The 13651-nt window shown below is 50.9% G+C and carries 13 protein-coding genes; 8 read left to right on the top strand and 5 right to left on the bottom strand.

Annotation, left to right across the window (positions count from 1 at the left end; all coding sequences use genetic code 11):
* The first annotated feature begins 62 nt into the window (after positions 1-62).
* Entirely contained in the window at positions 63-1055 is a 993-nt protein-coding gene (gene idnR, locus OGV98_RS20050; RefSeq protein ID WP_044699207.1) for a DNA-binding transcriptional regulator IdnR, read from the top strand.
* Between the two features lie 45 nt (positions 1056-1100).
* Here the strand turns inward: idnR and leuD are convergent, their stop codons facing one another.
* The 5 genes from leuD to leuL form a co-directional block, all read right to left on the bottom strand.
* On the bottom strand, positions 1101-1706 hold the full coding sequence (gene leuD, locus OGV98_RS20045) for a 3-isopropylmalate dehydratase small subunit (RefSeq protein WP_003837416.1): 606 nt from the start codon (positions 1704-1706) through the stop codon (positions 1101-1103).
* A gap of 10 nt (positions 1707-1716) precedes the next feature.
* Positions 1717-3117 (bottom strand): 3-isopropylmalate dehydratase large subunit, encoded by a 1401-nt coding sequence (gene leuC / locus OGV98_RS20040; protein ID WP_016149551.1) that lies wholly within the window; start codon positions 3115-3117, stop codon positions 1717-1719.
* Positions 3118-3119: 2 nt separating this feature from the next.
* Positions 3120-4211, bottom strand: coding sequence for a 3-isopropylmalate dehydrogenase (gene leuB / locus OGV98_RS20035; protein WP_003837420.1), 1092 nt, complete (start codon positions 4209-4211; stop codon positions 3120-3122).
* On the bottom strand, positions 4211-5773 hold the full coding sequence (gene leuA, locus OGV98_RS20030) for a 2-isopropylmalate synthase (protein WP_149911351.1): 1563 nt from the start codon (positions 5771-5773) through the stop codon (positions 4211-4213). Before leuA ends, leuB begins: the two co-directional genes overlap by 1 nt.
* 91 nt (positions 5774-5864) lie before the next feature.
* The gene (leuL, locus tag OGV98_RS20025; protein ID WP_048998978.1) at positions 5865-5951 is read right to left on the bottom strand and encodes a leu operon leader peptide; all 87 of its coding nucleotides are present in this window, start codon (positions 5949-5951) and stop codon (positions 5865-5867) included.
* 653 nt (positions 5952-6604) lie between these two features.
* On the opposite strand from leuL, the gene leuO reads away from it, so the two are divergent.
* The 7 genes from leuO (at position 6605) to ftsL (ending at position 13651) form a co-directional block, all read left to right on the top strand.
* Entirely contained in the window at positions 6605-7552 is a 948-nt protein-coding gene (gene leuO, locus OGV98_RS20020; RefSeq protein WP_202580786.1) for a transcriptional regulator LeuO, read from the top strand.
* 318 nt (positions 7553-7870) lie between these two features.
* Positions 7871-9595: an acetolactate synthase 3 large subunit gene (gene ilvI / locus OGV98_RS20015; RefSeq protein ID WP_202580785.1), complete on the top strand. Its 1725-nt coding sequence runs from the start codon at positions 7871-7873 to the stop codon at positions 9593-9595.
* A 2-nt stretch (positions 9596-9597) separates the two neighbouring features.
* Positions 9598-10089, top strand: coding sequence for an acetolactate synthase small subunit (ilvN, locus tag OGV98_RS20010; protein ID WP_003829566.1), 492 nt, complete (start codon positions 9598-9600; stop codon positions 10087-10089).
* Between the two features lie 180 nt (positions 10090-10269).
* On the top strand, positions 10270-11274 hold the full coding sequence (gene cra / locus OGV98_RS20005) for a catabolite repressor/activator (protein ID WP_003018794.1): 1005 nt from the start codon (positions 10270-10272) through the stop codon (positions 11272-11274).
* Positions 11275-11887: 613 nt separating this feature from the next.
* Complete coding sequence (gene mraZ / locus OGV98_RS20000; RefSeq protein WP_003018792.1) at positions 11888-12346, top strand: division/cell wall cluster transcriptional repressor MraZ; 459 nt, start codon at positions 11888-11890, stop codon at positions 12344-12346.
* A gap of 1 nt (position 12347) precedes the next feature.
* The gene (rsmH, locus tag OGV98_RS19995) at positions 12348-13289 is read left to right on the top strand and encodes a 16S rRNA (cytosine(1402)-N(4))-methyltransferase RsmH (protein WP_202580784.1); all 942 of its coding nucleotides are present in this window, start codon (positions 12348-12350) and stop codon (positions 13287-13289) included.
* Positions 13286-13651, top strand: coding sequence for a cell division protein FtsL (ftsL, locus tag OGV98_RS19990; RefSeq protein WP_000625651.1), 366 nt, complete (start codon positions 13286-13288; stop codon positions 13649-13651). Before rsmH ends, ftsL begins: the two co-directional genes overlap by 4 nt.

Below are 13651 nucleotides of genomic sequence, written 5' to 3'. Positions count from 1 at the left end.
CGCTAACCGGCTGTGATAAGGTTCTCTGCGAGCATAATGGGATGTTGGTCGTAGAGAACCTTATGAAAAACAATCGGATGACATTACAGGATATCGCTAATCTGGCCGGTCTGAATAAGATGACGGTCAGCCGTTATCTGCGTGACCCGAATCAGGTGTCGCAACGCAGCCGTGAATTGATTTCGAAAATCATGGAAGAGAACAACTACATTCCTAACCGCGCTCCGGAAATTCTGCTCAACGCACGTAGCAAAACTATTGGTGTGCTGATCCCCTCGTTTCGTAATCAGATCTTTGCCGACGTGCTGGCGGGAATTGAATCCGTCACCTCGGCTTGCCAGTACCAGACGCTGATCGCCAACTACGAATATGACGCCGAGCGTGAAGAACGCGAGGTTCTGAATCTGCTCTCTTACAATATCGACGGCCTGATCCTCACGGGAAAGCTGCATACCGAGCGGATGATCCAGTACGTGCGCGCCAGCGGCGTACCGGTGGCGGAACTGATGGATATTAGCGGCCAGTATCTGGATATACAGGTCGGTTTCGATAACGAAAAAGCGGCCTTCGAGATGACCCAGGCGTTTATCGACAGTGGAAAACGTCACATTGCGTTCTTTGGATCAATGGACGACCCTCGCGATTTGAGTCGTTACCGAGGTACCGAGAATGCGCTGGCTGCGCAGGGGCTGGAGGCGTATCACCTGGCGCCAAAAACGATTTCGTCGGTAGCGCTGGGGCGCAAAATGTTCCAGCAGGCGATGGCGGAAAAGCCGGATATTGACGCTATTTTCTGTACCAACGATGACCTGGCGGTTGGCGTGCTGCTGGAGTGTCAGGCACAGCAGTACGATGTGCCGGGAAAAATGGCGATTGCCGGTTTCCACGGGCTGGAAATTGGCCGTGCGCGGCTGCAAAAAATCGCCAGCGTGATTACACCACGCTTTGAGATTGGCAAAACGGCGGCGGATATTTTGATTAAACGTCTTGGCGGGAAGGATGCGCCGGGCAGCGTTAATCTTGGCTACCAAATCTATTACGGCGATACGCTGTAGGCGAAGAGTAGAGGCTGGCCACCGTGCGGTGACCAGCGGGAGAGATTACTGCATAAACGCTGGCTGCTTGTCTTCGTACTCGGTGATGGCCGCTTCATGCTGCAGCGTCAGCCCGATGCTGTCCAGACCGTTCAGCATGCAGTGGCGGCGGAAGTCGTCGATTTTAAAGCTGTAGGACTTATCGCCCGCTTTCACCACCTGCGCTTCCAGATCCACTTCAAATTTAATGCCCGGATTGGCTTTCACCAGGGTAAACATTTCATCTACCTGCGCGTCGCTCAGAGTCACCGGCAGCAGTTGGTTATTGAAACTGTTGCCGTAGAAGATGTCGGCGAAGCTTGGGGCAATCACCACTTTAAAACCGTAATCGGTCAACGCCCACGGCGCATGTTCGCGTGACGAACCGCAGCCGAAGTTTTCGCGCGCCAGCAGAATTGATGCCCCTTTATATTCCGGGAAGTTCAAAACGAACTCAGGATTTGGCTGTTGCCCTTTTTCGTCCAGAAAACGCCAGTCGTTAAACAGATGAGCGCCAAAACCGGTACGCGTAACCTTCTGCAAAAACTGTTTGGGAATGATTGCGTCGGTATCAACGTTGGCGGCATCCAGTGGGACAACCAGGCCGGTATGCTGGGTAAATTTCTCTGCCATGGTAGTTTCCTTATTTGATGCTGCGAATGTCGGCAAAATGACCGGTAACGGCGGCAGCGGCGGCCATGGCCGGGCTGACTAAATGTGTGCGACCACCGCGGCCCTGACGGCCTTCAAAATTACGGTTGCTGGTGGAGGCGCAGCGCTCGCCCGGATTCAGGCGGTCATTGTTCATGGCCAGACACATGGAACAGCCTGGTAAACGCCATTCGAATCCTGCTTCGATAAAGATCTTGTCCAGACCTTCTGCTTCCGCCTGCGCTTTCACCGGACCAGAGCCCGGCACCACCAGTGCCTGTACGCCTGGCGCAACTTTACGTCCTTTGGCGATTTCCGCCGCGGCGCGTAAATCTTCAATACGCGAGTTGGTGCAGGAACCGATGAACACTTTATCGATAGCCACTTCCGTTAACGGAATACCTGGCTTCAGCCCCATATACGCCAGCGCTTTTTCAGCCGATGCGCGCTCAACGGGATCGGCAAAGGATGCCGGGTCGGGAATATTATCGTTCACCGAAATGACCTGACCCGGGTTTGTTCCCCAGGTGACCTGCGGCGCAATCTCTTCCGCTTGCAGGGTGATGACGCTGTCGAAAGTGGCGCCTTCATCCGTTTGCAGGGTTTTCCAGTAGGCGACCGCGTCGTCAAAGTCTTTGCCTTTCGGTGCATGCAGACGGCCTTCGACATAGTTGAAGGTGGTCTGGTCTGGCGCGACCAAGCCCGCTTTCGCGCCCAATTCGATCGCCATGTTGCACAGGGTCATGCGGCCTTCCATGCTCAGCGCGCGGATGGCTTCGCCACAAAACTCAACTACGTGTCCGGTACCGCCTGCACTACCGGTTTTACCGATAATCGCCAGCACAATATCTTTGGCGGTAATGCCAGGGGCTGCTTTACCGTTGACTTCAATCTTCATGGTTTTGGCGCGCCCCTGTTTCAGGGTCTGCGTCGCCAGAACGTGTTCAACTTCAGAGGTGCCAATACCAAACGCCAGCGCGCCGAACGCGCCGTGTGTAGCGGTGTGGGAATCGCCGCAGACGATGGTCATACCCGGCAACGTCACGCCTTGTTCTGGCCCCATCACGTGAACGATACCTTGATACGGATGGTTCAGGTCATACAGCTCGACGCCAAATTCGTTACAGTTCTTAATCAGCTCTTGCATCTGGATGCGTGCCATCTCACCCGACGCGTTGATGTCTTTGGTCTGGGTAGAGACGTTGTGATCCATGGTGGCAAAGGTTTTACCCGGCTGGCGTACCTGACGGCCATGCGCGCGCAGGCCATCAAACGCTTGCGGAGAGGTCACTTCATGCACCAGATGTCTGTCGATGTACAACAGCGGGGTTTCGTTTTGCGCTTCAAAGACGACGTGCGCATCAAACAATTTTTCGTATAACGTTTTGGCCATGATTACACCCCTTCTGCGACGTAACGGGCAATGATGTCGCCCATTTCATCGGTACTGACTGCGGCAGCGCCACGGGCTAAGTCACCGGTGCGGATGCCTTCTTCTAATGCGCGGTTGATGGCGCTCTCAATTGCGGTTGCCGCATCATTGGCATCCAGGCTGTAGCGCAGCAGCAGCGCCAGCGACAGGATTTGGGCGATAGGGTTGGCAATGTTTTTCCCGGCGATGTCAGGAGCGGAGCCGCCAGCAGGCTCGTACAAACCGAAGCCCTGATCATTCAGGCTGGCGGACGGTAACATGCCCATTGAACCGGTGATCATGGCGCACTCGTCAGACAGAATGTCGCCAAACAGGTTAGAGCACAGCAACACGTCGAACTGGGAAGGATCTTTGATCAATTGCATCGTCGCGTTGTCGATGTACATATGCGCCAGTTCAACGTCTGGGTATTCATTAGCAATTTCATTGACGATTTCGCGCCACAGAATAGACGTTTGCAGTACGTTAGCTTTATCAATCGACGTGACTTTACGGCGACGTTTACGGGCGGATTCAAACGCGATACGCGCAATACGTTCGATCTCGAAACGGTGATAAACCTCGGTATCAAAGGCTTTTTCATGTTGTCCGCTGCCTTCGCGGCCTTTTGGTTGACCGAAGTAAATTCCGCCAGTCAGTTCGCGTACGCACAGGATGTCGAAACCGTTCGCGGCAATATCTGCGCGCAGAGGGCAAAACGCTTCCAGACCCTGATAGAGCTTAGCTGGGCGCAGATTGCTGAATAATTTGAAGTGCTTACGCAATGGCAGCAGCGCGCCACGCTCTGGCTGCTGGTTTGGCGGCAGATTTTCCCATTTCGGGCCGCCAACGGAGCCAAACAGAATGGCGTCAGCTTGTTCACAGCCTTCAACCGTTGCAGGCGGCAGCGGCTGACCGTGGTTATCGATAGCGGCACCACCCACGTCGTAGTGGCTGGTGGTAATGCGCATGTTAAAGCGGTTGCGGATTGCGTCCAGTACCTTCAGGGCTTGCGCCATCACTTCCGGGCCAATACCGTCACCCGGCAAAACAGCAATATGATAATTCTTCGACATCACACGGTTTCCTTGTTGTTCTGAGCTTTGCGTTGCAATTCTTTTTCGACTTCTTCGGCGCGCCAGATGTTGTTCAGCACATGAACCATTGCTTTAGCGGAAGATTCGACGATATCTGTCGCCAGACCGACGCCGTGGAAACGACGACCATTATAGTTGGCAACGATATCCACCTGACCCAGCGCATCTTTACCGTGCCCTTTGGCGGTCAGGCTGTATTTCACCAGTTCGACGTTGTACTCAGTTACACGGTTGATTGCCTGATAAATGGCATCGACCGGACCGTTACCGTTCGCCGCTTCGGCTTTGACTTCTTCACCGCAGGCCAGCTTGACGGAGGCGGTGGCGATATCGTTTGAGCCGGACTGCACGCTGAAGTAATCCAGACGGAAATGCTCCGGTTCTTCCTGCTGTTTATTGATGAAGGCCAGCGCTTCCAGGTCGTAATCAAATACCTGACCTTTTTTGTCCGCCAGTTTCAGGAATGCGTCGTACAGGTTGTCCAGGCTGTATTCATTTTCTTTATATCCCATCTCGTCCATACGGTGTTTCACCGCGGCACGTCCGGAACGGGACGTCAGGTTCAGCTGTACCTGGTTCAGGCCGATGGATTCAGGCGTCATGATTTCGTAGTTTTCACGATTTTTCAGTACGCCGTCCTGATGGATGCCGGAAGAGTGGGCAAAGGCACCACTACCGACAATGGCTTTGTTAGCAGGAATAGGCATGTTGCAGATTTGGCTGACTAATTGACTGGTGCGCCAGATCTCCTGGTGATTGATGCGGGTCTGTACATTCAGGATATCTTTACGCACTTTGATCGCCATGATCACTTCTTCCAGTGAGCAGTTACCGGCGCGTTCGCCGATACCGTTCATCGCGCCTTCCACCTGACGCGCTCCGGCGTGAACGGCTGCCAGTGCGTTGCCTACGCCCAAACCTAAATCATCATGGGTGTGTACGGAGATGATGGCTTTATCGATATTTGGTACGCGTTCATACAGGCCAGAAATGATTGCCCCAAATTCGAAAGGCATGGTGTAACCGACGGTATCGGGGATGTTAATGGTTTTGGCTCCCGCGTTAATGGCAGCTTCAACCACGCGAGCCAAATCGGCGATAGGGGTACGGCCTGCATCTTCGCAGGAGAACTCCACGTCATCGGTATAATTACGCGCACGCTTAACCATGTAGACCGCGCGCTCAATGACCTCATCCAGCGTACTGCGTAATTTCGTCGCGATGTGCATCGGCGAGGTGGCGATAAACGTATGAATACGGAAAGCCTCAGCGACTTTCAGAGATTCTGCGGCAACGTCGATATCTTTTTCTACGCAGCGAGCTAAGGCACAAACGCGGCTGTTTTTAACCTGACGAGCGATAGTCTGAACTGACTCAAAGTCGCCCGGTGAAGAAACGGGGAAACCCACTTCCATCACGTCAACGCCCATACGCTCAAGGGCCAGCGCAATCTGCAGTTTTTCTTTCACACTCAGGCTTGCCTGTAACGCCTGTTCACCATCGCGTAAGGTGGTATCGAAAATAATGACTTGCTGGCTCATGGTTTAGGTCCTTGGTTTCTTAGAGCGCCTTGCTTCGAGCATAAAAAAACCCGCGCAACGGCGCGGGTTTTTTGTCTTAACTGGAGCTGACTTAATGCTGAATGTCGTCCACCAGTCTACCGCGCAACGAAGATGCGTTTAGTAGTAGTAGACCGTTGAAACGAGCAATGTAAGTCATCAATTAAGCTCCAGGCGAATGCGATATGCTTTTAGTGGTACTGGATATGAAGACTGATGTCAACCCTCACTCCAGCAAATGCCTCGTTAGAGGGGGGAAGTTTCTGCAAAACTTAAGCGAATTGTGCTGAATTTTTCGGGCTACATAAAATTAATCAGTTGATGGTTGTACATAATTTTCATGTTTTGACATATTTGAGCATAGTTATTTGCATTTATTGTAACGGCGAACTGAAGGAAAAGTCGCTCTTGGAATTTCATATCTTAATGATTTATCTGTTTTTATAGTAATTATGAATGGCTATGGGTGGTGTAACACCACAAAATTGATAAATTAATGTTAACTTTTAATGTATTAATAATATAAACATTTAATTAAAACTTAAATACACATTCACTATACGTATGATTGTATATTCGCCATGCTTATGGTTATATTGTTTTTGAAATTTAAACATATGAATCACCGTGCAGTGACACTGCCACACTGCGATCGCATTGGTCTTTTGTTCATTTAGGTTTGTGCCTTTATGTTTTCCTAATTTTAATGTTTTTTCTTTTTCTCATCTTATATGTATGGTAAATCATATTAACGGAGATTATTTCTTCACTCCGTCTGGGAAAAGGGAGTTTAGAGTGACAGTGGAGTTAAATATGCCAGAAGTAAAAATAACAGATAAAACAAATATTATAGATATTGGGAAACCACAGCTTCGCATGGTTGATCTTAATTTATTAACCGTCTTTGATGCGGTGATGCAAGAACAAAACATCACCCGTGCCGCGCATACTTTGGGGATGTCGCAACCTGCTGTCAGTAATGCGGTCGCGCGCCTGAAAATTATGTTTAATGATGAGCTTTTTGTTCGTTATGGACGCGGTATCCAGCCGACAGCAAGAGCCTTCCAGCTATTTGGTTCTGTTCGTCAGGCATTGCAATTAGTGCAGAATGAACTGCCTGGATCGGGTTTTGAGCCAGCCAGCAGCGAGCGCGTATTCAATCTTTGCGTATGCAGCCCATTGGATAATATTCTGACCTCGTTGATTTATAATAGGGTTGAGCAAGTTGCACCAAACATTCATGTCGTATTTAAATCTTCACTCAATCAAAATACAGAGCATCAATTACGTTACCAGGAAACTGAATTCGTTATTAGCTATGAAGAGTTCCGACGTCCTGAATTTACCAGTATTCCGTTATTCAATGACGAAATGGTGTTAGTGGCAAGTAAAAAGCATCCGCGCATTAGTGGTCCTTTACTGGAAAGCAATGTCTATAATGAACAGCATGCGGTGGTGTCACTTGATCGCTTCGCATCATTCAGCCAACCGTGGTATGACACACCGGATAAACAATCCTCCGTGGCTTATCAGGGCATGGCATTAATTAGCGTTCTTAATATTGTGTCGCAAACGCATTTGGTCTCTATTGCGCCACGTTGGTTAGCAGAAGAATTTGCCGATTCTTTAGAACTACAGATCTTGCCTTTACCGTTAAAATTGAACAGCCGCACATGCTATCTTTCATGGCATGAAGCCGCAGGCCGGGATAAAGGACATCAATGGATGGAAGAGTTGTTAGTCGCCGTTTGTAAGCAGTAGCATTTAGCAGAGTAAACCGGACGGCGCATCCTGTTTATTCTGCTTTTAACTTTATAACTGAAATTTTATGCTGAACTCTATTTTTTACGTCTGTCCAAAAGTGTCAAAAAATAGAGTAATTGCTGTAAGTTCCCATTTTTAAGCGATTATTTATCATACTGATTGCTTATGCTGGTTTAATTCTCCGTTTATTCGCGTCTTTCCTCCTTTTTATTCTTATTTACTCCAGTGCCACCCCTTCGGAGTCAATTGCCATGCGTCATCGTCAGCGGTTAATGTGTTGTTAAACCGCAATTCATTATAAGAGTGAGGCAAGCCATGGAGATGTTGTCTGGAGCCGAGATGGTCGTCCGATCGCTCATCGATCAGGGTGTGAAGCAGGTATTCGGTTATCCCGGGGGGGCCGTCCTCGATATTTATGATGCCCTGCATACGGTCGGCGGTATTGATCATGTGCTGGTCCGCCATGAACAAGCGGCGGTACATATGGCTGATGGCCTTGCGCGTGCCACGGGAGAAGTGGGGGTCGTATTGGTCACCTCCGGGCCGGGGGCGACCAACGCGATTACCGGGATCGCAACAGCTTACATGGATTCCATTCCGCTGGTGATCCTCTCCGGGCAGGTCGCAACGTCGCTGATTGGCTACGATGCCTTCCAGGAGTGCGACATGGTAGGTATATCCCGCCCGGTGGTGAAACATAGCTTCCTGGTCAAACAAACGGAAGATATCCCGCAGGTGCTGAAAAAAGCCTTCTGGCTGGCAGCAAGCGGTCGTCCGGGGCCAGTGGTGGTGGATTTGCCGAAGGATATTCTGAATCCGGCGAAGAAACTGCCTTATAGCTGGTCGGACTCGGTGAGTATGCGCTCGTATAATCCGACGACGACGGGACATAAAGGACAGATAAAACGGGCGTTGCAGACGCTGGTCGCGGCGAAGAAACCGGTTGTCTATGTGGGCGGTGGCGCGGTCAATGCCGCTTGCCATGAGCAGTTAGCTCAGATTGCTGAAGCGCTGAATCTGCCGGTTGTCTCCTCGCTCATGGGGTTGGGCGCGTTTCCGGCCACGCATCGTCAGGCGCTGGGCATGTTGGGCATGCACGGTACTTACGAAGCCAATATGACCATGCATCATTCCGATGTGATCTTTGCTGTCGGCGTTCGCTTTGACGATCGAACGACGAATAACCTGGCAAAATATTGTCCGAATGCGACCGTGCTGCATATCGATATCGATCCGACCTCTATTTCCAAAACCGTTACTGCGGATATTCCGATTGTGGGGGATGCCCGCCTGGTGCTGGATCAGATGCTCGAACTACTGGAGCAGGAGAAATCTCAGCAGCCGCTGGATGATAATCGTGACTGGTGGCAACAGATTGAGCACTGGCGCGCCCGTCAGTGTCTGAAATACGACACGCAAAGCGAAAGTATTAAGCCGCAGGCGGTGATTGAAACCATCTGGCGTCTGACGAAAGGGGAGGCGTATGTGACTTCTGACGTTGGCCAGCACCAGATGTTTGCCGCACTTTACTATCCGTTTGATAAACCGCGTCGCTGGATTAACTCAGGCGGCCTCGGCACTATGGGATTCGGTTTACCTGCGGCGTTAGGGGTGAAAATGGCTTTGCCGGATGAAACGGTAGTGTGCGTCACCGGGGATGGCAGCATTCAGATGAATATCCAGGAACTGTCGACGGCGCTGCAATATGAGCTGCCGGTGCTGGTACTCAACCTTAACAACCGTTATCTCGGCATGGTCAAACAGTGGCAGGACATGATCTACTCCGGGCGTCACTCACAGTCTTACATGCAGTCGCTGCCCGATTTCGTGCGCCTTGCTGAGGCTTATGGGCATATCGGTATCCAGATTAATCGGCCTGAAGAACTTGAGAGCAAGCTGGGCGAAGCGCTTGAACATGTGCGTAACCATCGTCTGGTGTTTGTCGATGTCACCGTCGATGGCAGTGAACATGTCTACCCGATGCAGATTCGTGGGGGTGGGATGGATGAAATGTGGTTAAGCAAAACGGAGAGGACCTGATTATGCGCCGGATATTATCAGTATTGCTTGAAAACGAGTCAGGTGCATTATCGCGTGTGATTGGCCTCTTCGCCCAGCGTGGTTACAACATTGAAAGCCTGACCGTCGCGCCGACCGACGATCCGACCTTATCGCGGATGACGATTCAGACGGTAGGGGATGAGAAAGTCCTTGAGCAGATCGAAAAGCAGCTCCACAAACTGGTGGATGTTCTGCGCGTTAGCGAGCTGGGGCAGGGCGCTCACGTTGAACGAGAAATCATGCTGGTGAAAATCCAGGCCAGCGGTTATGGCCGGGAAGAAGTGAAACGCAACACGGAGATTTTCCGCGGGCAAATCATCGATGTCACGCCGTCTATCTACACCGTACAACTGGCGGGCACCAGCGATAAGCTGGATGCGTTTCTGGCAACGCTGCGTGAAGTCGCTAAAATTGTGGAAGTTGCTCGCTCCGGCGTGGTGGGGCTTTCCCGTGGCGATAAAATCATGCGTTAATCATGATCGGGTTCTTAATTCGCAAGCCCAACGACTCAGGTTGGGCTTTTTTTTGCGAAATCAGCGGTAACCAGAGACAAAAGCGGTTGCCGGAGTCATTATTCTGCGCTTAGATGTTAATAAATTTAACCCATGCCATCACAAAGGTTATGGTTTGTACATTTTACGCAAGGGGCAATTGTGAAACTGGATGAAATCGCTCGGTTGGCCGGCGTTTCGCGAACGACTGCAAGCTACGTTATTAATGGCAAAGCAAAGCAATATCGCGTAAGCGACAAAACGGTTGAAAAAGTCATGGCGGTGGTGCGCGAGCATAATTACCACCCGAATGCCGTGGCGGCCGGGCTGCGTGCTGGACGCACACGTTCTATCGGGCTGGTGATCCCGGATCTTGAGAACACGAGCTATACCCGGATCGCAAACTATCTGGAGCGCCAGGCGCGTCAACGTGGGTATCAGCTGTTGATTGCCTGCTCTGAAGATCAGCCAGATAACGAAATGCGCTGTATTGAGCATCTTTTACAGCGCCAGGTCGATGCCATTATTGTGTCGACTTCCTTGCCGCCTGAACATCCGTTCTACCAACGCTGGGCAAACAGTTCATTCCCGATTGTGGCGCTGGATCGTGCACTGGATCGCGAACATTTTACCAGCGTTGTGGGTGCAGATCAGGATGATGCGGAAATGCTGGCGGAAGAGTTACGCAAATTCCCTGCTGAAACCGTCCTCTATCTGGGCGCGCTTCCTGAATTATCCGTCAGTTTCCTGCGCGAACAGGGTTTTCGTACCGCGTGGAAGGACGATCCGCGTGAAGTCCATTTCCTGTACGCCAACAGCTATGAGCGGGAAGCTGCAGCGCAGCTGTTTGATAAATGGCTGGAAACGCACCCAATGCCTCAGGCGTTGTTTACCACGTCGTTTGCCCTGTTGCAGGGGGTGATGGATGTGACCCTGCGTCGTGATGGGCAGTTGCCGTCTGATTTAGCGATTGCGACTTTTGGTGATCATGAACTGCTCGACTTCCTGCAGTGCCCTGTACTGGCGGTGGCACAGCGCCATCGTGATGTCGCGGAACGCGTGCTGGAGATTGTACTGGCAAGTCTGGACGAACCGCGTAAACCAAAACCAGGTTTAACGCGTATACGGCGTAATCTGTACCGTCGCGGTATTCTCAGCCGTAACTAAGTTTCCTCAATTGATGACGTCGGCGGGATAAGCCTCTGACGTCTTCAGTTTTTCTATTCTCAGAAATAACCGCATTATATTTAAGAATATTCTTTAGAATTATCTGAAATGTATTCTTGAAATACCCCGAATTAAAAATGCAACTATCCATTTTTGGGTTATTGATACGTAACGGCGCGTTACGGTTGTATTATTTTGTTACATGCATGTGTGGATTTGCCGAATTAACAAACACTTTGCTCTCGTATTGCGGCCATCTGGTGCTTACCTTGGTCCTGCGCGGCGTACAGACCGATTAACTGGTACTGTTAACTCGCTGCATATTGTCCTAAAATGCCGCTCGCGTCGCAAACTGACACTTTATATTTTCTTCTGATGATATTCAGTTGTTTTAAACAATGATGAGTTGTTGGATTTTTTTCTTACAAATATTCATGACGTTAATTTGCTTCGTTTGCTGTACGGATTTTGTTCAACGCTGATATTAGCCGTAAACAATGGGTTTTTTGCTCCGCTAAGCGCCGCGACTTGCTTGACAAGGTTTTCCTCCGCTCCGTAAACTCCTTTAAGTGGGAATTTGTGGGATAAAGTGGTAATCGGGGGTGAGACTGGCATGTTCCGGGGAGCAACGTTAGTTAATCTCGACAGTAAAGGGCGCTTATCCGTGCCTACCCGTTATCGGGATCAACTGCTTGAGAGCGCTACCGGTCAAATGGTTTGCACCATTGACATCCATCACCCGTGCCTGCTGCTGTACCCCCTGCCTGAATGGGAAATAATCGAGCAGAAGCTATCGCGTCTGTCGAGCATGAATCCAGTTGAGCGTCGCGTACAGCGCTTATTGTTGGGTCATGCCAGCGAATGTCAGATGGATAACGCTGGTCGATTACTGATAGCGCCTATTCTGCGGCAACACGCAGGGCTAACGAAAGAAGTGATGCTGGTTGGGCAGTTCAATAAGTTTGAGCTGTGGGATGAAACGACCTGGTATCAACAGGTCAAGGAAGATATCGACGCTGAGCAGTCTGTTACTGGCGCGTTGTCGGAACGATTGCAGGATTTGTCTCTATAAAATGACGGAAAATTATAAACATACAACGGTGTTGCTGGATGAAGCCGTAAACGGCCTGAATATTCGTCCAGACGGCATCTACATTGACGGGACATTTGGTCGCGGTGGTCACTCACGTCTGATCCTCTCCCAGCTTGGCGAAGAGGGGCGTTTACTGGCAATCGATCGCGATCCGCAGGCTATTGCCGTTGCTAAAACGATTACCGATCCTCGCTTCTCCATCGTACATGGACCTTTCTCTGCGCTGGCTGACTATGTCGCCGAGCGTGGACTGACCGGTAAGATCGACGGGATTCTTCTCGATCTGGGCGTTTCTTCACCGCAGCTCGATGACGCAGAGCGCGGTTTCTCGTTTATGCGTGACGGTCCGTTAGATATGCGTATGGACCCAACACGCGGTCAGTCAGCGGCCGAATGGCTGCAAACCGCCGATGAAGCAGACATTGCCTGGGTGATTAAAACCTTTGGCGAAGAGCGCTTCGGCAAACGCATTGCCCGAGCCATCGTGGAGCGTAACCGCATCGAACCGATGACCCGCACCAAAGAACTGGCGGAAGTTATTGTGGCGGCAATGCCGGTGAAGGATAAATTCAAACATCCCGCGACCCGTACCTTCCAGGCGGTGCGCATTTGGGTGAACAGTGAACTGGAGGAGATAGAGCAGGCGCTAAAAAGCTCGCTCAGCGTGCTGGCTCCAGGTGGTCGCCTTTCGATCATCAGTTTCCATTCGCTTGAAGACCGCATCGTGAAACGCTTTATGCGTGAACAAAGCCGTGGTCCTCAGGTACCGGCTGGAATACCGATGACCGAAGCGCAGATCAAAAAACTGGGCGGCCGTGAGTTAAGAGCACTAGGCAAGATGATGCCGGGTGAAGAAGAGGTCGCTGAGAATCCTCGTGCCCGTAGTTCAGTTCTGCGTATTGCAGAGAGGACGAACGCATGATCAGCAGAGTGACAGAAGCCCTCAGCAAAGTTAAAGGATCGATAGGAAGCAACGAGCGCCATGCCTTGCCTGGCGTGATCGGTGACGATCTTTTGCGGTTTGGGAAGCTGCCACTCTGCCTGTTCATTTGCATTATTTTGACGGCGGTTACCGTCGTGACAACAGCGCACCATACGCGGTTACTGACTGCGCAGCGTGAGCAGTTGGTCCTGGAGCGAGATGCGCTGGATATCGAATGGCGTAACTTGATCCTTGAGGAGAACGCGCTCGGCGACCATAGCCGTGTTGAACGGATCGCAACGGAAAAGCTGCAAATGCAGCATGTCGATCCCTCACAAGAAAATATCGTAGTACAAAAATAA

The organism is Citrobacter sp. Cf136 (assembly GCF_030333815.1).
Classification (GTDB): domain Bacteria; phylum Pseudomonadota; class Gammaproteobacteria; order Enterobacterales; family Enterobacteriaceae; genus Citrobacter; species Citrobacter freundii.
This window is presented reverse-complemented; position numbering and strand designations above follow the sequence as displayed.